This window comes from Halomonas caseinilytica (assembly GCF_001662285.1).
In the GTDB taxonomy this organism is placed as follows: domain Bacteria; phylum Pseudomonadota; class Gammaproteobacteria; order Pseudomonadales; family Halomonadaceae; genus Halomonas; species Halomonas caseinilytica.
Genome location: NZ_BDEO01000001.1, coordinates 432,610 through 454,400, shown reverse-complemented (window position 1 = coordinate 454,400; position 21,791 = coordinate 432,610). Strand labels below are relative to the sequence as shown.

Below are 21,791 nucleotides of genomic sequence, written 5' to 3'. Positions count from 1 at the left end.
GCGTGAGGTGTCGCCGACACAAGAGAAGATGGAGATAACGGTATAATAGAAGTTGGCGACACTTTCCTCGCCACAGCCTCATGAATCAAGAGGCCAACAATGAAAAAGGGGCCAAGGCCCCTTTTTCATGATACGTCTCGAGCAGGTGCCGTCAGAACCGCTCGATGTCTGCCTGCTCACGCAGGTAGCCAAGCAGGCCGTTGACGGCTGCCTGGGCGCGTAGCTGCTGCGCCATGCGCGCAACATAGGCCTCGCTCTGCTCATCGACCTGCCCATCGCTCACCTCGTCCAGGGCGATCAGCACGACACGCTGCCCATCGACTGCACGACCGTAGACGGTCTCGTCGCCTTCCGGGTGCGGCAGACGGAAGACCGCGTCCACCACCGGCTGGGCGAGCCCGGTATCATCCTGACGGCTCAGCGTCTCAGCCGGCTGCCAGTCGATCGCTGACGACTCGCCGGAGCGCAGCGCCTCGATCCGTCGATCCGCCTCGGCCGTCAACGCCTCGCGCACCTTGAGTGCCTGGACGGCATCAACCACCTGGGAGCGCACCTCTTCGAGCGGCAGGGTCGTGGCCTCACGATGGTCAAGCACACGCAGGACCATGCGGCGATCCTCGTCGAGCTCAATGACCTCGCTGTTGAAGCCCTCTTCGAGCACATCCGGCGTGAAGGCACGGCGCATCACGCCCGGCTCGGCGAGAATGCCCGAGGCGTTGTCACGACTCACCCAATCGGTGGTCTGACGCTCGAGTCCCAGATATTCCGCCACGCTCTGCAGGTCCTCGGCAGCAAAGCTCTCGTCGATCAATCGCTGGGCGCGGTCATCGAAAGCGGTCGAAACCTGCTCCCGCGCTACCTGGCGTGCCAGCCGATCACGCGATTCCTCGAACGAAGGCCGGTCCAATTCGGTCACCTTGATCAAGTGCAGGCCATTGTCGGTTTCGACGACATTCGACACCTGCCCCTCGCTCAGCGAAAACGCCGCCTCGTCGAACGCCTCACCGAAGAAGCCGCGGCTGATGACGCCAAGGTCGCCCCCTTCGCCGCTGGTCGAGGTATCGTCGGAGTACTCGGCGGCCAGGTCGGCGAAGGACTCGCCTTCGGCGAGGCGCTGCTGCACTTCCTCAAGGCGTGCCTCGGCCTCTTCCCGAGTCCGCTGCTCACCGAAATCGACCATGATGTGCGACACACGACGATCGGCATCGGCGGCCTCGGCATTCCAGGCGTCACGCAAGGCTTGTTCGCTGACTTCTTCCTGCTCGGCCATCCGCTCGCGATCGAGCACGACATAGGCCAGCTTGACCTGCTCCGGACGCTGGTAGTCGTCGGCATGCGATTCGTAATAGGCCTGGAGCTCCTCGTCGCTGGCCTCGGGACGGCTCTCCAGATCGTCGGCAGTCAAGACATGCTGGCGGAATTGGCGAGTCTGGCGCTGCAGGGCAGCCAGCCGCTGTTCTTCGCTTTCCAGGCTGAACTCACTGGCGGCCAGCCCCTGTTGCAACTGACGACGTTTCATGTCCGCACGCAACTGGTCACGGAAGGCCAGCGGCGTGAAGCCGGCGCTGGAGAGACGGTTACGGAACAGTTCCTGAGAGAAGTTGCCGTCCTGATCCTGAAACTCGGGCAGATTGACGATCAATTGATCGATCTGGCTTTCGGAAAGGTGCAGCCCTCCCTGCTCGGCGTATTGGGTCAACAGGCGTTCCGAGATCAGGCTGTCGAGCATCTGGGCGCGCAATTCGCGTTCCTGCTCGGGAGGCACCTGGCCGCTGCGAATGGCGCGCTGAACCTGGAGCTCTAACTGCTGACGCGAGATCGACTCGCCATTGACCTTGGCGACATCGTCACCGTCGTTGCCCAGCAATCCGATCAGCGACTCCGCGCCGAACAATGCCATGGCCACCACCACGGCACCGATGATGATCTTGGCGCCCCAACTGGCGGAGCGGTCACGAATACTTTGCAGCATGCAGGCCTCTGCTGAATGAAGAGTGTCGGAACGCGCCACATTATACGCATCCTCGAGGGGCTGGCGACCCTCGGCGCACGTGGTGAGCCGTCCCCCTTTCGGCCCGGACCGGACGTCAGAAAACAAAACAGGCGCACCGCGAAGCGATGCGCCTGTATGGACCCGACGTCAACGGTAGTCGGCGATACGCGACAAGCTCAGTTGACGGAATCCTTCAGCGCCTTGCCGGCCTTGAAACTCGGCACCTTGGCGGCGCTGATCTGAATCGGTTCACCCGTCTGCGGGTTACGACCGGTGCGTGCCGCACGCTCCTTGACAGTGAAGGTACCGAAACCCACCAGGGACACGCTATCACCCTTCTTCAGGCTATCGGCCACGGCGTCCACCATGGCATCCAGCGCGCGCGAGGCAGCGGCTTTGGGAATATCGGCAGACGCGGCAATGGCTTCGATCAGCTCGGATTTATTCACACTTCACCCCTTGACTGTTTCGTAAATTGGCTCTAATCGGCGAGACTTACGGCTGAGTGACGCGATCACAGCATAGCGCTAGTTTATAGCAATGCGATGAAAGGCATGTCAAGCGACCATCCCTGATAATCCCCATCATGCCGGGCTTTTCGCCTCGGCATGATGGCGAAAAAACGTCAGTGTGTACTGATCATTGAGTGAGAAGAGGCCGGCTCTTCCGCTCTTGTTTCTTCGTTATCCGAACCTGCTTTTTCGGCTAACGCAACGTCGAGAACCTCGTCGATCCACCGAACGGGGCGGATATCCAGAGCGTCCTTGATGTTATCAGGAACCTCCTTCAAGTCCCGGCGGTTCTCCTCCGGAATAAGCACCGTCTTTATACCACCCCGCCTGGCCGCCAGCAATTTCTCCTTGAGCCCCCCGATCGGCAGCACCTCGCCACGCAGGTTGACCTCGCCGGTCATCGCAACGTCACAACGCACGGGACGACCAGTGTAGGCCGAAATCATGGCGGTGACCATGGCGATGCCGGCACTCGGTCCATCCTTGGGCGTGGCACCTTCGGGAACGTGGATGTGCAGGTCTTCCTTCTCGAAGCGCTCCGGGTCGACACCAAGCGAGATCGCCCGGGCCCGCACCACCGTCTGAGCGGCACTGACCGACTCTTTCATCACGTCACCCAGCGAGCCGGTCTTGTCGAGCCGCCCCTTGCCGGGCGTGACCACGGACTCGATATTGAGCAGCTCGCCGCCCACCGAGGTCCAGGCCAGGCCCGTCACGCGGCCGACCTGGTCCTCCTGATCGGCCAGGCCATAGCTGTAGCGACGCACGCCAGCATAAGACTCGATGTCCGCCGCCGACAGGTGATCGGGCGCCTGGGCACCTTCCTTGCTCTCCTGCTCGAGACGCTGACGCAGCACCTTCCGGCAGACCTTGGCGATCTGGCGCTCGAGCTCACGCACACCGGCTTCGCGGCTATAATAGCGAATCAGCTCCAGCAGGGCCTCGTCGGAAAACGATAGCTCGTCGTCCTTGAAGCCGTTGGCCTTGAGCTGCTTGGGCACCAGGTAGCGTCGAGCGATGGCCAGCTTCTCGTCCTCGGTATAGCCCGGCAGACGGATCACCTCCATCCGGTCGAGCAGCGGGCCGGGGATGTTCATCGAGTTGGCGGTACAGATGAACAGCGTCTCTGAAAGATCATAGTCCAGCTCGAGATAATGGTCGCTGAACTTGTCGTTCTGCTCCGGATCGAGCACCTCGAGCAGCGCCGAGGCAGGGTCGCCGCGATGATCCATGCCGATCTTGTCGACCTCGTCGAGCAGGAACAGCGGATTCTTGACCCCGGCCTTGCTCATGCGCTGCACCATCTTGCCCGGCAACGAGCCGATGTAGGTCCGGCGATGGCCGCGAATCTCGGACTCGTCACGCACACCGCCGAGCGCGAGGCGCACATACTTGCGGTTGGTCGCGCGAGCGATCGACTGACCCAGCGAGGTCTTGCCCACCCCGGGCGGCCCGACCAGACACAACACGGGCCCCTTGAGCTTCTTGACCCGCTTCTGCACGGCCAGGTACTCGAGGATGCGCTCCTTGACCTCTTCCAGGCCGTGGTGATCCTCGTCGAGCACCTTCTGGGCATGCTGGATATCGTGACGCACCCGGGTACGCTTCTTCCAGGGTACCGACGTCAGCCAGTCCAGATAGGAGCGAACCACCGTGGCCTCGGCGGATGACGGCGACATCATGCGCAGCTTGCCGAGCTCCTGCCGGGCCTTCTCCGCTGCCTCCTTGGGCATGCCGGATTCCTCGATGGCCTGCTCGTACTTGTCGGCCTCGTTGGGCACGTTCTCGAGCTCGCCCATCTCCTTCTGGATGGCCTTCATCTGCTCGTTGAGATAGTACTCGCGCTGGGACTTTTCCATCTGGTCCTTGACCCGCGAACGAATACGCTTCTCGACCTGGAGCAGATCGATCTCGGACTCGATCAGCGCCATCAGGTGCTCGACCCGGTCGCGCACCCGATCCATCTCCAGCAGCTGCTGCTTGTCATCGATCTTCAGCGACAGATGCGCACAGATGGTATCGACCAGTCGGCTCGGGTCCTCGATACCGGACAACGAGTTCAGTACCTCGTTGGGCACCTTCTTGGACATCTTGACGTACTGCTCGAACTGGTTCAGCAGCACGCGGACGAGGGAATCCTGCTCGCGCTCGGTCAGCGGCTCGCTCTCGCGCAGTATCACCTCGGCACGGCTGTAGCCCTCGTCAACGGACTGGATGTCACGAATATCGGCCCGGGACTCTCCTTCGATCAGCACCTTGACGGTACCGTCGGGCAGCTTGAGAAGCTGCATGATCTCGGCCACGGTACCGATGGAGAAGAGGTCCTCGTTGTCCGGATCGTCCTTGCTGGCCTCGCGCTGTGCCACCAGCAGCACACGCTTGTCGGCCTCCATCGCCGTTTCCAGCGCCTGGATGGATTTCTCCCGGCCGACGAACAGTGGAATGACCATCTGCGGGTAGACGACCACGTCCCGCAGCGGCAAAAGGGGCAGACTCAGGGTCTGTTCGGCGTTCTGCTGCATCGCAGACGTTCCTCAAACGATTCGGGTGAATACCAAGGGGATGGGGACGATACCCCGACATTGCAAGGTCGCGGCGACAGCGTGGCACAGAAAAGGGCCGCCAGGCGGCCCTTTCGTGACGTCTCCCTGTCCGGGGCCCCGAGACGGGACCGGCCACCTCGGCAGATCAGCCGCCAGTGCCGTCGACCCGTGGCTCGTCCTGCTGCTGGGAATAGATCAGCAGCGGCTCGCTCTCGTTGGCGATCACCGAGGCATCGATCACCACCTTGGAAACGCCCTCGATGGAGGGAATCTCGTACATGGTGTCGAGCAGCACCGATTCGAGAATCGAACGCAGACCACGTGCCCCGGTGTTGCGCGCCATGGCCTTGGCGGCCACCGCCCGCAGGGCATCCTCGCGGAAATCGAGCTCCACGTTCTCCATGTCGAACAGACGAGCGTACTGCTTGATCAAGGAGTTCTTCGGCTCGGTGAGGATCTGGATCAGGGCGTCCTCGGTGAGCTCTGTCAGGGTCGCGATCACCGGCAGTCGACCGACGAACTCGGGAATCAGCCCGAACTTGACCAGGTCTTCCGGCTCGACCTCGAGCAGCAGATCGCCGACACCCTTGGTCTCGTCCTTGGTCTTGACCTCGGCGTTGAAGCCGATGCCACCCTTTTCGGCGCGGTCGCGAATGACCTTGTCGAGACCGGCGAAGGCCCCACCGACGATGAAGAGCATGTTGGTGGTGTCGACCTGCAGGAACTCCTGCTGGGGATGCTTGCGCCCCCCCTGGGGCGGCACCTGGGCCGTCGTGCCCTCGATCAGCTTGAGCAGCGCCTGCTGAACGCCCTCACCCGAAACATCGCGGGTGATGGAGGGGTTGTCCGACTTGCGCGAGATCTTGTCGATCTCATCGATGTAGACGATGCCGCGCTGGGCCTTGTCCACATCATAGTCACACTTCTGCAGCAGCTTCTGGATGATGTTCTCGACATCCTCGCCGACGTAACCGGCCTCGGTCAGCGTGGTCGCATCGGCGATGGTGAAGGGAACATTGAGAAGACGCGCCAGGGTCTCGGCCAGCAGGGTCTTGCCGCTGCCGGTGGGACCGATGAGCAGGATGTTCGACTTGCCCAGCTCGACCTCGTCCTTGGCCCCGTAGCGCAGACGCTTGTAATGGTTGTAGACCGCCACCGACAGCACCATCTTGGCGCGGTCCTGGCCGATCACGTAGTCGTCGAGAGTGTGACGAATCTCGCGCGGGGCGGGCAGGCGCTCCTCATCGCTCTCGGCATCGGCATCGAGAACTTCCTCGCGAATGATGTCGTTGCACAGGTCGACACACTCATCGCAGATATATACGGACGGACCGGCAATCAGCTTGCGCACCTCGTTCTGGTTCTTGCCGCAGAACGAGCAATACAGCAGCTTGCCGTCTTCGTCCTTGCCTTTGCCGTCGGCCATTCGCGTACCTCTCTCGCAGCGGCGACCCTGCGGTCGCCGGGAATCACGTAATCAGAGCGTGGTGAATTTCACGCTATCAGGATGTCGGCCGCTTATCCAGCACGGCATCGATCAGACCATATTCCGCTGCCTGCTCGCCGTTCATGAAGTTGTCGCGGTCGGTATCCTTGGCGATCGTCTCGAACTTCTGGCCGGTATGATGCGCCAGAATCTGGTTGAGGCGTTCACGGATGCCGAGAATCTCGCGGGTGTGGATCTCGATATCGGACGCCTGCCCCTGGTATCCCCCGAGGGGCTGGTGAATCATCATCCGCGAATTGGGCAGGCAGTAACGCTTGCCGTGAGCCCCACCGGCCAGCAGCAGCGCCCCCATGCTGGCCGCCTGGCCGATGCATACCGTGGAGACATCCGGCTTGATGAACTGCATGGTGTCATAGATCGACATCCCCGCCGTGACGGAGCCACCCGGTGAATTGATGTACAGGTGGATGTCCTTGTCGGGGTTCTCGGATTCCAGGAACAGCAGCTGTGCCACCAGCAGGTTGGCCGTGTAGTCCTCGACCGGGCCGACCAGGAAGATCACGCGTTCCTTGAGCAAGCGAGAATAGATGTCGTAGGACCGCTCGCCCCGTGCGCTCTGCTCGACCACCATCGGCACCAGGCCGCCGGCGGATTGGATATCGAACTCGTTATTCATCTGGGTGATGTCCTTGCATCCGATGTATGGAAGCGGCGGCTGATACCCCGCCCGGTCCAGGCCGGGCGGAGCTGTCGGGAAGGATCAGGCCTGACGTTCTTCGGCCTCTTCCTCGGCTTCCTCGTCACCACCACCTTGTTGCTGGGCTGCCGCGAGTGCCTCCTGGTAGCTCATTTCCACGTCCTTGACGCTGGCCTGCTCGAGCAGCACATCGACGGCCTTCTCTTCCAGAACGGCGGACTTGACCTGATTTTTCATCTGGTCATTGCCCATGTAGTACTCGACGACCTGCTCCGGCTCCTGGTACTGCTGTGCCAGTTCCTCGACCTTGGCCCTGATATCGTCATCGCTGGCGTCGAGCTCGTTCACCTTGATGACTTCGGCCAGCAGCAGGCCGATCTGCACACGGCTCTTGGCCTGCTCGGCAAACAGCTCGTCGGGCAACTGACTGACGTCGAAATCCTCGCCAAGACCAAACTGCTGAGCCGCCTGACGCTTCAGGCCATCGGTTTCCTGCTGGATCAGCGCCTGGGGAACCGGAATGTCGTTGGCCTTCTTCAGCGCCTCGAGCACTTGCTGCTTGACGCGGTTGTCAACGGCCTGCTCGGCTTCGCGAGTCATGTTCTTCGCGATTTCCTCACGGAACCTGTCCAGATCGCCGTCTTCGACGCCGAACTGCTTGACGAACTCGGCGTCCACCTCGGGCAACGCCTGAGCCTTGACCGCGTGAACCTTGACCTTGAAGGTCGCCTCCTGGCCGGCCAGCTGCTCGGCCTGGTAATCCTCGGGGAAGGTGACCTTGAGCTCCTTGTCCTCACCGGCCTTGGCACCGATCAGCTGCTCTTCGAAGCCGGGGATGAAGCTGCCGGAGCCGATCACCAGCTCATGACCTTCGGCGCTGCCACCCTCGAAAGGTTCGTCGCCCAGGTATCCCTGGAAGTCGATGGTCAGCTGGTCGCCATCTTCGGCGGCACGCTCGACCTCTTCCCAGCTGGCATTCTGCTTGCGCAGGGTCTCGATCATCTCGGCGACGTCGGCATCGGCCACCTCGACGACCGGGCGCTCGACCTCGGTGCCCTCGATGGAGGACAGCTCGACTTCCGGATAGATTTCCAGCGTCGCGGTGAACTCCAGATCCTTGCCGGCCTCGTTGACGTCGGTCTCGATCTGCGGGTTGCCGGCCGGATTGAGATTCTCGTCGGTGATGGCGCGGACGTATCGCTCACGCATCACCTCGCCGACCACCTCGTTACGCACTTCGCTGCCATAACGCTGGCGGATGACCGACATCGGGACCTTGCCCTTGCGAAAGCCATCCATGCGCACGGTCTTGGCGGCGTCCTTCAGACGGGCGGTGACGGCCTCATCGATTTCGGCGGCCGGCACCTGCACCTTGACGCGGCGTTCAATCTGGGAGGTCGTATCGACGGAAACTTGCATGAATTGTCCTCTACACCGACGGGGGCGTTGGTTCTGTGGATAGCGTTGAAACGTTCAAAGGAGGGAATTCTATGAATCCCGCTACGCACTGGCAAGCGCCATGCCCTGACAAATGAGGGCTAAACGGCACACTTCAAGGGGAATACAGGAAAAGAATTGTTACCGACACCGCGAAGCACCAGCGCCGTAAGGCAACGACGGCATGGTATCGCCCACCACGTCAGACGTCTGTGGAGCAAATTCGCGAAGCAACTTGACGGGGCATCATCAGAGGGAGGCAATGGGGTGGATGATGGGGATCGAACCCACGACCACCGGAGCCACAATCCGGGGCTCTACCACTGAGCTACATCCACCACTGCCTGGATAGGGTGTGTCGACTGGGGTGGATGATGGGGATCGAACCCACGACCACCGGAGCCACAATCCGGGGCTCTACCACTGAGCTACATCCACCATGGACGACACTGCTCGACCGGCCCGTTCCGCCAGACGGGAACCACTGACATGGCACGCCCAGCAGGACTCGAACCTGCAACCTACGGCTTAGAAGGCCGTTGCTCTATCCGGTTGAGCTATGGGCGCATTCTACGTTCCCAAGCGCCTTCCCGCAAGCCACTGACGAAAAAACTTGCTTTTCAATCAACAGCTTGTGGTCGGGGTGGAGGGATTTGAACCCCCGACATCCTGCTCCCAAAGCAGGCGCGCTACCAAACTGCGCTACACCCCGCCGGCTCTTGCACGGCCCTGACGTCGCCGCAGAGGCCTCGCCAAGCGCTGCGTATTCTACGGAACTTTCCCCCACCGTCAAGTCGATAGCCTCACCACCTTCGCTTTGCCTGGACGTCCGGTCATGCGAAAATCGCCTTTTCCACCCATCCGACCACCAGAGGGAAGCTCGATGACCGCCCAACTGATCGATGGCAAGTCCATTGCCGCCCGCGTTCGCCAGCAGGTTGCACGCCAGGTGCAGGTACGCCGCGAGGCCGGCGCGCGCACTCCCGGACTCGCCGTCGTGCTGGTGGGCGAAGACCCTGCCTCGCACGTCTATGTCCGCAACAAGCAGCGTGCCTGCGAGGAAGCCGGCATCGATTCGGTCAAGCACCGGCTGCCCGCCGACACCTCCCAGGAGGACCTCGAGGCACTGGTGGATGAACTGAACGCCGACACCAGCATTGATGGTATTCTGGTCCAGCTTCCCCTTCCCGAGCACCTCGACCCTCGCCCCATTCTCGAGCGCATCCACCCGCACAAGGACGTCGATGGCTTTCATCCCTACAATCTCGGCCGCCTCGCCCAGCGTCTGCCCCTGCTTCGCCCCTGCACGCCCAAGGGCGTGATCACCCTGCTGCAGGAGAGCGATCTCAAGGTGCGCGGCATGGATGCCACCGTGGTCGGAGCCTCCAACATCGTCGGCCGCCCCATGGCCCTCGAGTTGATGCTGGCCGGCTGCACCACCACCGTCTGCCATCGCTTCACCCGCGATCTCGAGGCGCATGTGCGCCGCGCCGAACTACTGGTGGTGGCCGTGGGCATGCCTGGCCTGGTCAAGGGCGAATGGGTCCGCGACGACGCCATCGTCATCGACGTGGGGATCAATCGTCAGGAAGATGGCCGCTTGATCGGCGATGTGGAATTCGAACCTGCCGCCGCCAGGGCCAGCCACATCACGCCGGTGCCCGGCGGAGTCGGCCCCATGACCGTCGCCTCCCTGCTCGAGAACACTCTGCTAGCTGCCGAGATGCACGACGCCATGGCGTGAGTGCCGTGCAAGACCCACGAATCTCGGTTAAAATATGCCGCCTAATTTTTCCGACTCGCGAGGTGCCGCGATGAGCGACAAGATGAATGTGGAGAGCTTCAACCTCGACCACACCAAGGTGAAGGCGCCCTATGTTCGCCTGGCCGACATCAAGACCGGCCGGCACGGCGACACCATTCACAAGTACGACCTGCGCATCTGTCAGCCGAACAAGGCGCACATGGAGATGCCCGCGCTGCATTCCCTCGAGCACCTGATGGCCGAGCTGTCTCGCAACCACTCCGAGCAGGTCGTCGACATCAGCCCGATGGGATGCCAGACGGGCTTCTACATCGCCATGATCAACCATGACGACTACGACGGCGTGCTCGCGCTGATCGAAGGCACCCTGAAGGACGTGCTCGAGGCCGAGGAAGTGCCGGCCTGCAACGAGATGCAATGCGGCTGGGCCGCCAGTCACAGCCTGGAAGGCGCCAAGGATCTTGCCCGCGACCTGCTGGCACGCCGCGACGAATGGACCCAGGTCTTCGCGGAAGCCGGCTGACGGCCCCGCTCGGTATCCTGACCATCGGCCGCGCTTGCCATCCACCTTTCACAGCGGAGACCCGGATAGATGAAACGCATCGGCATCATCGGCGCCATGTCCCAGGAGGTCGCTCAACTGGCGGCGATGCTGGAGCATCGCGAGACACGCCACCATGTGGGCAGCACCTTCCATAGCGGCCGCCTCCACGGTGTCGAGGTCGTGATCCTGCAATCGGGCATCGGCAAGGTGAACGCCGCCGTCGGCACCACCCTGCTGCTCGACATGTATCAGCCCGAAGCGATCATCAACACCGGCTCCGCCGGAGGTTTCGGCGAAGGACTCGAGATAGGCGACGTGGTGGTATCCAGCGAAGTGCGCCACCACGACGTGGATGCCGTGGTCTTCGGCTACGAGCATGGCCAGGTGCCGCAGATGCCGGCTGCCTACCTGCCCGACGAACGCCTGGTACGAGTGGCGCGTGAAAGCGTCGAAACCATGAACGAGGTCAAGGTGGTCGAGGGGCTGATCGCCACCGGCGACGTCTTCATGGCCTGCCCGGAGCTGGTCGAGCAGACACGCTCTCGCTTTCCCACCATGCTGGCCGCCGAGATGGAAGCCGCAGCCATTGCCCAGACCTGCCACCTCTATGGCTGCCCCTTCGTGGTGATCCGCGCGCTCTCCGATATCGCCGGCGGCGGCGACAATCACCTGTCCTTCGAGGAATTCCTGGTGCGGGCCGCCGATCACTCGACACGCATGGTCAGCGCCATGGTCGGGCGTCTGGCAAGCGAGACGGTCGCCGTGGAAGACGCCACGACCGAGTCGTGATCCCGAATATCACGCCCCTCGCCTGAACCCGCCCGGCCTGCGTGCCGGGCGGTGTCGTTTCAACGCATCCGCCACGCCAGGGTTTCGCCTCCCCGCAACGGCACGATGTCCTGCCCGTCCAGGTAAGGCAGCGTCTCCGGTATCGTCCAGGGTTCACGCACCAGGGTGACGGTCTCGGTGTTGCGTGGCAGGCCATAGAAATCCGGCCCGGCATGGCTGGCGAAGGTTTCCAGTCGCTCCAGGGCCCCGGCCTGCTCGAAGGCGGTGGCATAAAGCTCGAGAGCCACCGGCGCGGTGTAAGCACCGGCACAGCCACAGTCGCTCTCCTTGTCGCCCTTGGCGTGGGGCGCGCTGTCCGTGCCCAGGAAGAACTTGCCGCTACCGGAGGTCGCCGCTTCCACCAGCGCCTCACGATGTCGCTCGCGCTTGAGGATCGGCAGGCAGTAGTAGTGAGGGCGAATCCCGCCGACCAGCATGTGGTTACGATTGAACAGCAGGTGATGAGCGGTGATGGTGGCGGCCACGTTGTCCGGCGCGGCGGTGACGAAGGCCGCGGCATCGGCGGTGGTGATATGCTCGAACACCACGCGCAATGTCGGATGCCGATCCAGCAGAGGCTTCATGACCCGCTCGATGAACACCGCTTCGCGATCGAAGATATCAATATCAGCGTCGGTCACCTCGCCATGCACCAGCAGCGGCATGCCGAGACGGGCCATGGCAGCAATGGCACCATCGCAATGCGCAAGATCGGTCACGCCGGCATCGGAATTGGTCGTGGCACCGGCCGGATAAAGCTTGACGGCATGCACCCGCCCACTGGCATGAGCGCGCTCGATTTCCTCGGCGCTGGTGCGGTCGGTCAGGTAGAGCGTCATCAAGGGATCGAAACTCTCGCCATCCGGGACCGCCGCCAGGATGCGCTGCCGATAGTCGAGGGCCTGCTCGGTGGTCGTCACCGGCGGCTTCAGGTTGGGCATGATGATGGCACGGCCCATCTGGCGGGCACTGGCGGGCACCACCGCGGGCAGCACCGCCCCGTCACGCAGGTGAAGGTGCCAGTCATCCGGGCGGGTCAGGGTCATCGAGTTCACGGCGTATCCTGTATTGGCATGGGTGGGTGGCATGAGTCCGCGGTGCTTCAGTATACCGCAATGTCGCGCCCGCCTCAGTGGCTCCCCGAATCCCAGAAAGTCCTTCACGTCGCGAAAATTTGACGTATCATCCCCGGCTGAGCACTGCCACGAGGACATCATGCCGAAGGTACGCTATTACGCCGATCTCGTCGCCATCCTGGCCGGCCTCATGTGGCTGATGGTCTACTGGTCGGTGAGCTACTCGGTGCATATCGGCAATATCGAGCCCTTTCTCGCCGCCATGCTGCTGACCGGCAGCCTGATCCTGATCAGCTTCATGCACCGCCCCACCCGGGTGATGCTCAGGCGCTATCATGTGCGCAAGCGACGAACCGAGATGTGGATGCACATCCTCGCCCTGCCGCTGACCCTGGCCTTCCTCCTGGCCATCGGCATCGATTACCTGATCACGCCCCTGAACGGCGAACAGAAGATGCTGTTGTTCAACATCATGGCCACCGCCGGCTGGCTGGTCTTCATCTTCACGCTCGCCGTCAAGCTGCTGATTCACACCTTCATCGAACGACGCAAGGCCAAGCGTTGAGCCCGGCTCCAGATCGCCAAGGCCATCTGAAAGGACTCGGTTTCGTACAGAGCCTAGAAACGATCGAAGCGATACGGCGCCATCTCGATCTCCGTCATCTCGCCATCCATCATCTGCGAGAGCAACCGCCCGGTGGCAGGACCGAGCGTAAAGCCCTGATGGCCATGGCCGAAGGCGCACCATAGTCCGCGTCGTCCCGGCGCAGGCCCGATGACCGGCTTCATGTCAGGCAGGCATGGCCGGGCGCCCTTCCAGGGCTTCGCCTCGAGCCGCTCGCCCAGCGGAAAGAGTTCCCGGGCACGCGTCTCGGCGGCCGCCAGCTGCTGATGATGAGGTGGCGCTTCGAGACGCTCCAGCTCGGCGCCGGTAGTCAAGCGTATGCCGGCTCGCATCGGTGCCAGCAGATAGCCGACCTCGGCATCCATCACCCAGTGATTCAGGCTCACCCCTTCGCGGCTGGCATAATGCATGTGATAGCCACGCTTGACGAACATGGGGACCGAAAGCCCCAGACGCTCGAGCCAGACGCGCGACCAGGGCCCCATGGCCAGGACCACGTCTTCAGCATGCCGGGCCTGGCCGTCGACCTCGACCCGCCATCCCTCGCCGTTTCCGGTCACGTCATTCACCTCACCGCGCAACAGACGGCCTCCCTCGGCCTCGAAGGCGCGCGCATAGGCCTGAACCAGGCCACCCGGGTCGGAGACCGACCAGGAATCCTGCCAGTGCACTGCCCCTGCCAGCTCGCCGATCAGATTCGGCTCCATGACCGCGAGCTCATCAGTCTCCAGGCGCCGATAGCGGACACCGAAACGGGTATCGTTTTCCTCGGCATCCTGAAGCCGCGCCGCCAGTTTTCCGGCGTTGCGATACACCTCCAGCCAGCCGTCGCGACGTACCAGGGACTCGGCCCCGGCGGCCTCGATCATGGGCCCGTGGGCATCGAGGCACAGACGAATGAGTGCCGCGTACTCGGGAACGAGCCGTCGATAACGGCTCGGGGCTGAATTTCGCCAATACTGCAGCAGCGGACCCGCAGCGCGCAGCATGCCGCCCGGACGATAGCGAATATCCACTTCCCGATTGGGCAACACCCGCGCCAGGATGGCCAAATCACGAGGAAAGGGATAGGGGCGCACTGCCTCGCGCTGGATCAGCCCAGCATTGCCGAAGGAGGTCTCGCGCCCGGGCTCGCGGCGGTCCACCAGCGTGACCCCATGACCACGCCGTGCCAGGTGCCATGCCACCGACACCCCGACCATGCCGGCCCCCAGAACGATGATGTCCCGCGCCATCCAACTCTCCTTTTTTCGTCATCGTATAGGCCCTGACAATTGCGGCCCCGCCTCGACGGAGCCGCAATCGATGCTATCAGGATGATGCCAACCGCGCCGTTTCAGTCGGCCGCTGCGCCACCTTCGGCACGCTGTTGCTCCAGCAACCGGGTGCGCACGAAGTCCGAATGACTGACATGCAGGAGTTCGGCAAGGCGACGAATGCGATGTTCCTCCAGCGCATCCTTCTCTCCGTCGGCGAAGGCCAGCGCCCACATCGACCTCACCAGTTCGACCCGTGCCTCATAATCGCACTCATCACGCACCAATCGAACGAAGCGATGATGATCCACCGCCGTCTCGGTCTCGCGCTGGGCCAGATCCATCAGCTCGGCAAGCGCCTCTTCGTCGAGTTCGAAGCGTTGTCGCAGCTCATCACGGAGGGCATCCATCTCGGCTTGCTCAAGGCGATAGTCGGCTCGCATCACCTCGCACAACAATGCCGCCGTCGCCAGCGCCAGGGAGGGAGGCTCCCGCGTCTCCGACGTCGCCGTCATGTCATTGATCCAGCGCTGTAGCGACGCCAGCATGGCCAAGCTCCTCTTGCAATTCTTCGGTGACTCCCGCCGCTCCGACCGGGAAATTCATTCATGCTGGAATCGACCACAGCATCAACGGGACGTTCCCGCCGCAGAAGCGCCATGACGATGATAACCGGGAAGGCGAATGCCCGCGACATCCGCCTCCCCGGCCGCATTCGATGGCGTCTAGGCGCGCCAGGCCTTCAACCGAGCCTGATCGGCATTGCCGAAATCGGGATCGACATAGATGTGCATGCGACAGATCAAGTCGTCCTCGAAGGCAAAGACACTGCAGAAGCGCCCCTGGGAGATCTCGCCATCGGGCCATGCCGCACCATTCCGAAGGCGCCCACCCTCGGTTCCTTCCACCACGACATGGTCATCATCGACGATATAATGGAAACGCTCGATGTCGTGGACCAGCTCGGGGACCTCCCGGCGAACCCGTCTTCCGAACTCGACCAGCGCAGCCTTGCCCGATGCCGGCCCGAACTTGGGAAAATAGAAGCTGACGTCCTCGGTGAACAGCGCCGTCACCGAGGGGTCGTCGGCATCCACCCGGCGGAAGTAGGCCTTCACGATATCAAGACGTGACGTCATGCATTGGCTCCTCCATCGATGGTGAATTCCGCTCCCGTCACCGAGCGCCCCTCGGGCCCCGCCAGCCAGCGCACCAGGTTCGCCACATCGTCGGCCTCGTTGTAGCGAGGAATCGCCATGGCGCCGCGCTGCAGGTCTGACAATTCACCATCGGCGGGATTCATGTCGGTGTCGGTGGAGCCCGGATGCACGACATTGACGGTGATGCCGCGAGCCCCCAGGTCCCGGGCAGCCCCCTTGGTGAGCCCGATCAGACCGGTCTTGCTCATCGCGTAGAGACTGAGCCCCGGCCAGGGAACACGTGGCCCGAGGTTGCTGCCGATCGACACGATACGTCCCTCGTCACGCATGTGACGCGCCGCCACCTGGATGGCCACGAAGGGCGCACGCAGGTTGATCGCCAGGGTCCGGTCCAGATCGTCGCGTTCCAGCTCGGCGATATCCCCGATCAGAAAGACCCCAGCGTTGTTGACCAGGATATCGAGACCGCCGTAGCTCGACACCACGCGCTCCACGGCTGCCTCTATGGCACGGTCATCACGGCTGTCGGCCTGAATCGCCATGGCGCGACCACCCGCTTGTTCAATGTCCGCCACCACGGCCTGGGCCTTGTCCTCGCTGCCGGCATAGGTCAAGGCTACCTCGGCGCCATCATGAGCCAACCGTTTCGCCACCGCGGCACCGATGCCCCGGCTGCCTCCCGTCACCAACGCTACCTTGCCTGTCAGTTGAGTCATGTTGCGGCTCCCGTCGTTTCTTGCATTCGATGGATCAAGATATTTATGTATTGATCAATACATAAATAACCATGGCTGGACAATCTCGACCCTGTCAAGATATTTTTGTATCGAATGACACACAAAAGGAGGCCGACATGGCGACACGCGGCAGGCCACGCGGCTTCGACAGGGAAGCGGCCCTGGCTCGGGCCATGGAAGTGTTCTGGGAACGGGGCTTCGACAATGCCTCGCTGGGCGAGCTGACCCGCGCCATGGGCATCAACTCTCCCAGCCTGTATGCCGCCTTCGGCAGCAAGGAAGGGTTGTTCCAGGAGGCCATGGCCCTCTACGTGAAGACCGCCGGTGGCGGCATCTGGGAACCCGTCGACAGCCTGCCGACTGCGCGAGACGCCATCGCCCATGTCCTGTATGCCACGGCAAGGGCCTTTACCGGCCATGGCCAGTCACGGGGCTGCATGATCGTGCTCGCCTCTCCCCAGGCTCAGGGCTCCAATCCGTCGATCAGCGGCGAGTTGGAACGACATCGGCGCGGCAACCGAGAGTGCCTGGAGAAGCGTCTGCGTCGCGCCGTCGAGGAGGGTGAACTTCCCGACACCACGGACTGCCATGCCGTCGCCACCTTCTACTCGACCGTGCAGCACGGCATGTCGATCCAGGCCAGGGACGGCGCTTCCCGAGAGGAACTGCTCGGTGTCGCGGATTGCGCCATGAGCGCCTGGGAAAGCCTAACTCGCCCTGCATGACAGACTTCAGTGGTTCAGACACTCGCGCACGAAGGCACGGGAACATGCGTCTCGAAGCTTCCCCTTGTTATGCTCCAGAACATCCGGTCAGCCCGTTCCGGGCTCCAATTGAGTCGCATGCCCCCTGCGAGCCCGCCCGACTCCCTGTCCGAGAATCGGCCCGACAAACAACACGGAATCGACATGGACACAATGCAATCCCAGCCTTCGGCATCTCTCTCCACGCTACTCGATCAACTGCGCGAGCGACTCGGCGCCGGTGCCGTACTCACCGGCGATGACGTCGCCGCCCGGTCCGTCGACTGGCTGACCGGCACACCCTGCCACGCTGCGGCCATCGTGCGCCCCGGCACGCCCGATGAGCTGGCCGAGACACTGCGCCTTTGCCACGCAGCCCGCCAGCCGGTGGTAACGCACGGCGGATTGACCGGTCTGGTACACGGCGCCGAGGCCTCGCCCGAGGAACTGGCGATCTCGCTGGAACGTCTCGATGCCATCGAGGCCATCGACCCGGTCGGCGCCACCATCACCGTCCAGGCCGGCGCGCCATTGCAGAAGGTCCAGGAGGCAGCCGAAGCGGCCGGGCTGCAGTTCGCCCTCGATCTGGGCGCGCGCGGGAGCTGCACCATCGGCGGCAACATTGCCACCAACGCCGGCGGCAATCGGGTGATCCGCTACGGCATGATGCGTCAGCAGGTACTGGGGCTGGAGGCAGTGCTGGCCGACGGTCGAATCATCAGTTCCATGAGCCCGATGCTCAAGAACAACGCCGGCTATGACCTCAAGCAACTGTTCATCGGCAGCGAAGGCACCCTGGGGATCGTCACGCGGGCGGTGCTTCGCCTACAGCCCGCCATGCCCGACACCCGCACCGCCCTGGTCGCCTGCCCCTCCTTCGATGCCATGACCGGACTGCTTGCCCACATGCGCCAGACTCTTGGCGGCGAACTCAGCGCCTTCGAAGCCATGTGGCGCAGCCATTACCGGCTGCTCACCGAGCAGAGCGGCCGTCATCCGCCCCCCGTGGGCAGCGAGTCGCCCTTCTATGTCATCATCGAGTCCCAGGCCATCGATGCCGACCGCCATGGGTCGCGTTTCGACCAGGCCCTCGAGTCGGCCTTCGAGGCCGGTCTTCTGGCGGATGCCGCGATCGCCCAGTCCGATGCCCAGCGCGACGGCTTGTGGGCCATCCGCGAGGACATCGAGGGACTGGTCCATCTCCTTTCTCCCTTGATGACCTTCGATGTCAGCCTGCCGATCAGTGACATGGAAGACTATGTGGCGCGGGTGGAAACGACGCTGCAAGAACAATGGCCGCAGGGACGCCTGTCGGTGTTCGGTCACCTGGGCGACGGGAACCTGCATCTCATGGCCAGCGTCGGCAGCGACGACGCCGACACTCGACACCGGGTGGAAAGTTGCATCTACGCACCGCTGGCCGAACTCGGCGGCTCAATCTCGGCGGAGCACGGCATCGGCCTGGAAAAGCGCAACTGGCTGCCGATCTCGCGCTCCCCGGACGAGCTCGCCCTGATGGCGACCCTCAAGCAGGCCCTGGACCCGCATGCTCTGCTCAATCGCCACAAGGTCGTCACCGGCGCCGCTCAGGACGAGCGCTGATCGTCCACCTTTGCCCTTCACCTTCACCAAGGGAGATGTCATGCCCCGCTTCGCCGACCACCTCTACCACCCGGGCCCGGACAACCCCTTCCCCGGCATCTGGGTCCTCCAGCGCCGCATCGGCCGCGAGATTCCTCATCGACTGGGATCCAACGAGGGCCTGGACATGCCGCACTCGGCCCTGCGCCGACATTTCGGCGACGCCATGGCCGAACACGCCTACTGCTATGGCGATGCCGAGGCACTGGGTATTCGCAAACGCCTGTCACGCCAGCAGGGCATACCCGTGGAGGCCCTGCTGGTGGATGCCGGCGCCGACAGCCTGCTGGCTCTGGCATTGCGCGCTGTGGCCACGCCCGATACTTCGGTGATCGCCTCGGCAGGTACCTACCCGACCTTTGGCTATTTCGCCCGAGGCCAGGGTTGTCGTCTGGTCGAGGTCGCCTACGACGAGGGCAGCGATCGACTCGCACCCGACCTGGACGCCCTCGCCCGTGCCGCACATGCAGAAAAGGCGCGCCTGGTGTATCTGGCCAATCCCGACAATCCCACCGGGCACCGGCACGACGATGACGCCGTTCGCCGCTTGCGCGACGCTCTGCCCGATGACTGCTGGCTGCTGCTCGACGAGGCCTACCACGATTTTCGCGACGATGCCGACACGCCCTTCGCCTCGGAGGTACTGCCGGGCGTGATTCGTTGTCGGACGCTCTCCAAGGCCCACGGCATGGCCGGACTGCGCATCGGCTACGCGATCGCCGAACCCGAGACTCTGGCAATGCTGATGAAGGTGCGCATCCACTATGCCGTCTCGACCCTGACCCAGGCCGCCGCCGAGGTGGTGCTCGACCACCCCGACGAGACCCGACGACACATTGCCGCGGTGCGCGAACGCCGACAGCGCCTGAGTGCTCATTTCCAGCAACTGGGCGCCGATGTGCTGCCAAGTGCCACCAATTTCATCGGCATCCGCCTGGCCAGCGCCGAACTCGCCAAGCGCGTGCATGCCGAACTGCTCGAGGAAGGCAAGCTCATCGCCCGTCCGGCGCATCCGGACCTGGGCCATGTCCTGCGCATCACCGCGGTGGAGGATGCCATGGTACCCGGGCGTCTGGCGACGCTGGAACGGGCCCTCCAGGAAAACACCTGAACTGGCACGAGGGGCGAGGCATGCTCAGGGCAGGCTGGCCCATCGGCGAGCAGGCCGGATAGGTGAAGGTGCCGGCAAGCGGCGACTTCGCCTGCCGCCGGCATCGCATCGATACAATGTCGCCTCAGGGGCGCTTCAGGGAGTCGCCGCGCCCCACGGCAAAGTACATCAACCCCGCCTTGCGCACCGTCTCGGGGTCATAGAGGTTGCGTCCGTCGACGACCACCGGCATGCCAAGCTGCCGCTTCAGCCAGTCGAAATCCACCATGCGGAAGACTTTCCACTCGGTGCAGATCACCAGGGCATCGGCCCCTTGAACCGCCGCTTCCCGCGAATCCACCAGCGTCAGATCGTCCCGCTCGCCATAGAGGCGACGGCACTCCCCCATCGCCTCGGGATCATAGGCCTGAACCCTGGCGCCGACGCGCCACAGGGCCTCCATCAAGGTACGGCTCGGCGCATCGCGCATGTCATCGGTGTTCGGCTTGAAGGCCAGCCCCCACAGGGCGATGGTGCGACCGGCCAGAGCGCCGTCGAAGGCACGCTCCAGCTTGTCGAACAGCGTCTGCTTCTGGCGGTGATTGACGCCTTCTACCGCGCCCAGCAACTGCGCTTCATAGTGCACGTCGCTCGCGGTGCGCGTCAGGGCTCGCACGTCCTTGGGAAAACAGGAGCCACCATAACCGCACCCCGGGTAGATGAAGTGGTAGCCGATACGGGGGTCCGAGCCGATACCGCGCCGCACCTGTTCCACGTCGGCCCCCAGCCGCTCCGCCAGGTTGGCGATCTCATTCATGAAACTGATCTTGGTGGCCAGCATGGCGTTGGCCGCATACTTGGTCAGCTCGGCGGCCCGCACGTCCATGAACATCAGCTTTTCCTGCAAGCGAATGTAGGGGGCATAACATTCGCGCATCAATTCGCGAACCCGCTCGGAACTGGTGCCGACCACGAAGCGCGCGCCATGCGTGAAGTCCTCGATCGCCGCCCCTTCCTTGAGAAATTCCGGGTTCGAGCAGACCTCGAAGTCGAGCGCTTCGCCACGCTCCTCGAGCACCCCCGCCACGACCTCTCTCACCCGATCGGCCGTCCCCACCGGGACCGTGGACTTGTCGACGATCACCTTGAACTCGCGCATGTATCGGCCAATGGTCTCGGCGACCGTCAGCACATACTGCAAATCCGCACTGCCATCCTCGTCGGGCGGCGTGCCGACGGCGATGAATTGCAGAACGCCGAAATCGACCGCCGTGGCCGCATCGGTGGTGAAGCGTAACCGCCCCGAGGCGGTATTGGCGGTCACCAGCTCCTCCAGACCGGGCTCGAAGATCGGAATCTCGCCGGCCTCGAGACGCGCCACCTTGTCGGCATCCACGTCCATGCACAACACATCGTGTCCGACATCAGCCAGGCAAGCCCCAGTGACGAGCCCCACATACCCGGTGCCGAAAATGGTGATCCTCATTCCCTATTACCTCGCCAGAATCCTTGCCCACGCAATGTCGTGACCGCGACCCGATACAACGCCGGTCGCCCCTGTCCGCAACCGTAATCGCCGGTACGGCATGGCCGCATTGTAACAGGGCTTCGGAAAAGACCCAGGATTGCACTGCCTCCGAGCAGGCACGCTATGCTGAAGCATATGGACACCATCCACGCCACACAGGGACGCCGGC

At 63.2% G+C, this 21,791-nt stretch carries 19 protein-coding genes and 4 tRNA genes; 7 read left to right on the top strand and 16 right to left on the bottom strand.

The features are described from left to right. Nucleotides 1-151: 151 nt before the first annotated feature. The 10 genes from HSDC_RS01980 to HSDC_RS01935 all read right to left on the bottom strand — a co-directional run bounded on the left by HSDC_RS01980 (nucleotide 152) and on the right by HSDC_RS01935 (nucleotide 9,341). Nucleotides 152-1,972, bottom strand: coding sequence for a SurA N-terminal domain-containing protein (locus tag HSDC_RS01980; RefSeq protein ID WP_064698239.1), 1,821 nt, complete (start codon nucleotides 1,970-1,972; stop codon nucleotides 152-154). Between the two features lie 197 nt (nucleotides 1,973-2,169). After that, a complete protein-coding gene (gene hbs, locus HSDC_RS01975; protein ID WP_013332105.1) occupies nucleotides 2,170-2,442 on the bottom strand; it encodes a non-specific DNA-binding protein Hbs in 273 nt (90 codons plus the stop codon). A gap of 176 nt (nucleotides 2,443-2,618) precedes the next feature. Beyond that, nucleotides 2,619-5,027, bottom strand: coding sequence for an endopeptidase La (gene lon, locus HSDC_RS01970; RefSeq protein WP_064698238.1), 2,409 nt, complete (start codon nucleotides 5,025-5,027; stop codon nucleotides 2,619-2,621). Between the two features lie 166 nt (nucleotides 5,028-5,193). After that, nucleotides 5,194-6,474, bottom strand: coding sequence for an ATP-dependent Clp protease ATP-binding subunit ClpX (gene clpX / locus HSDC_RS01965; RefSeq protein WP_064698237.1), 1,281 nt, complete (start codon nucleotides 6,472-6,474; stop codon nucleotides 5,194-5,196). Nucleotides 6,475-6,550: 76 nt separating this feature from the next. Continuing rightward, nucleotides 6,551-7,171: an ATP-dependent Clp endopeptidase proteolytic subunit ClpP gene (gene clpP / locus HSDC_RS01960; protein ID WP_064698236.1), complete on the bottom strand. Its 621-nt coding sequence runs from the start codon at nucleotides 7,169-7,171 to the stop codon at nucleotides 6,551-6,553. 84 nt (nucleotides 7,172-7,255) lie between these two features. Beyond that, the gene (gene tig / locus HSDC_RS01955) at nucleotides 7,256-8,611 is read right to left on the bottom strand and encodes a trigger factor (RefSeq protein ID WP_064698235.1); all 1,356 of its coding nucleotides are present in this window, start codon (nucleotides 8,609-8,611) and stop codon (nucleotides 7,256-7,258) included. Nucleotides 8,612-8,892: 281 nt separating this feature from the next. Continuing rightward, nucleotides 8,893-8,967 (bottom strand) — tRNA-His (locus HSDC_RS01950). 25 nt (nucleotides 8,968-8,992) lie between these two features. Beyond that, nucleotides 8,993-9,067, bottom strand: a tRNA-His gene (locus HSDC_RS01945). 52 nt (nucleotides 9,068-9,119) lie between these two features. Then, nucleotides 9,120-9,196, bottom strand: a tRNA-Arg gene (locus HSDC_RS01940). A gap of 68 nt (nucleotides 9,197-9,264) precedes the next feature. Further along, nucleotides 9,265-9,341, bottom strand: a tRNA-Pro gene (locus HSDC_RS01935). Between the two features lie 171 nt (nucleotides 9,342-9,512). Between HSDC_RS01935 and folD the strand changes: the two genes are divergently transcribed. From folD to mtnN, 3 genes are all read left to right on the top strand, one after another. After that, nucleotides 9,513-10,373: a bifunctional methylenetetrahydrofolate dehydrogenase/methenyltetrahydrofolate cyclohydrolase FolD gene (folD, locus tag HSDC_RS01930; RefSeq protein WP_064698234.1), complete on the top strand. Its 861-nt coding sequence runs from the start codon at nucleotides 9,513-9,515 to the stop codon at nucleotides 10,371-10,373. A gap of 70 nt (nucleotides 10,374-10,443) precedes the next feature. Further along, nucleotides 10,444-10,917 (top strand): S-ribosylhomocysteine lyase, encoded by a 474-nt coding sequence (locus HSDC_RS01925; protein ID WP_064698233.1) that lies wholly within the window; start codon nucleotides 10,444-10,446, stop codon nucleotides 10,915-10,917. 69 nt (nucleotides 10,918-10,986) lie between these two features. Further along, nucleotides 10,987-11,727: a 5'-methylthioadenosine/S-adenosylhomocysteine nucleosidase gene (mtnN, locus tag HSDC_RS01920; RefSeq protein WP_064698232.1), complete on the top strand. Its 741-nt coding sequence runs from the start codon at nucleotides 10,987-10,989 to the stop codon at nucleotides 11,725-11,727. 59 nt (nucleotides 11,728-11,786) lie between these two features. Here the strand turns inward: mtnN and pyrC are convergent, their stop codons facing one another. After that, on the bottom strand, nucleotides 11,787-12,821 hold the full coding sequence (gene pyrC, locus HSDC_RS01915) for a dihydroorotase (RefSeq protein WP_064698231.1): 1,035 nt from the start codon (nucleotides 12,819-12,821) through the stop codon (nucleotides 11,787-11,789). Between the two features lie 160 nt (nucleotides 12,822-12,981). On the opposite strand from pyrC, the gene HSDC_RS01910 reads away from it, so the two are divergent. Then, nucleotides 12,982-13,407, top strand: coding sequence for a hypothetical protein (locus HSDC_RS01910; RefSeq protein ID WP_064698230.1), 426 nt, complete (start codon nucleotides 12,982-12,984; stop codon nucleotides 13,405-13,407). A gap of 53 nt (nucleotides 13,408-13,460) precedes the next feature. Here the strand turns inward: HSDC_RS01910 and HSDC_RS01905 are convergent, their stop codons facing one another. The 4 genes from HSDC_RS01905 to HSDC_RS01890 form a co-directional block, all read right to left on the bottom strand. Beyond that, complete coding sequence (locus tag HSDC_RS01905) at nucleotides 13,461-14,702, bottom strand: NAD(P)/FAD-dependent oxidoreductase (protein WP_064698229.1); 1,242 nt, start codon at nucleotides 14,700-14,702, stop codon at nucleotides 13,461-13,463. Nucleotides 14,703-14,803: 101 nt separating this feature from the next. Next, nucleotides 14,804-15,271 carry a tellurite resistance TerB family protein gene (locus tag HSDC_RS01900; RefSeq protein WP_064698228.1) on the bottom strand — a complete coding sequence of 156 codons (468 nt, stop codon included), beginning with the start codon at nucleotides 15,269-15,271 and terminating at the stop codon, nucleotides 14,804-14,806. Between the two features lie 177 nt (nucleotides 15,272-15,448). Continuing rightward, the gene (locus HSDC_RS01895) at nucleotides 15,449-15,862 is read right to left on the bottom strand and encodes a nuclear transport factor 2 family protein (protein WP_064698227.1); all 414 of its coding nucleotides are present in this window, start codon (nucleotides 15,860-15,862) and stop codon (nucleotides 15,449-15,451) included. Then, nucleotides 15,859-16,599, bottom strand: a complete 741-nt coding sequence (locus HSDC_RS01890; RefSeq protein ID WP_064698226.1) for an SDR family NAD(P)-dependent oxidoreductase — start codon at nucleotides 16,597-16,599, stop codon at nucleotides 15,859-15,861. The genes HSDC_RS01895 and HSDC_RS01890 overlap by 4 nt, the downstream gene beginning before the upstream one ends. A 137-nt stretch (nucleotides 16,600-16,736) precedes the next feature. On the opposite strand from HSDC_RS01890, the gene HSDC_RS01885 reads away from it, so the two are divergent. The 3 genes from HSDC_RS01885 to HSDC_RS01875 all read left to right on the top strand — a co-directional run bounded on the left by HSDC_RS01885 (nucleotide 16,737) and on the right by HSDC_RS01875 (nucleotide 20,115). Next, a complete protein-coding gene (locus HSDC_RS01885; RefSeq protein ID WP_064698225.1) occupies nucleotides 16,737-17,345 on the top strand; it encodes a TetR/AcrR family transcriptional regulator in 609 nt (202 codons plus the stop codon). A 183-nt stretch (nucleotides 17,346-17,528) separates the two neighbouring features. After that, nucleotides 17,529-18,965, top strand: coding sequence for an FAD-binding oxidoreductase (locus HSDC_RS01880; protein WP_064698224.1), 1,437 nt, complete (start codon nucleotides 17,529-17,531; stop codon nucleotides 18,963-18,965). Nucleotides 18,966-19,005: 40 nt separating this feature from the next. After that, complete coding sequence (locus tag HSDC_RS01875; RefSeq protein WP_064698223.1) at nucleotides 19,006-20,115, top strand: pyridoxal phosphate-dependent aminotransferase; 1,110 nt, start codon at nucleotides 19,006-19,008, stop codon at nucleotides 20,113-20,115. Nucleotides 20,116-20,239: 124 nt separating this feature from the next. On the opposite strand, the gene HSDC_RS01870 is transcribed toward HSDC_RS01875, so the two are convergent. Then, nucleotides 20,240-21,580, bottom strand: coding sequence for a UDP-glucose dehydrogenase family protein (locus HSDC_RS01870; protein WP_064698222.1), 1,341 nt, complete (start codon nucleotides 21,578-21,580; stop codon nucleotides 20,240-20,242). Nucleotides 21,581-21,791 lie beyond the last annotated feature (211 nt).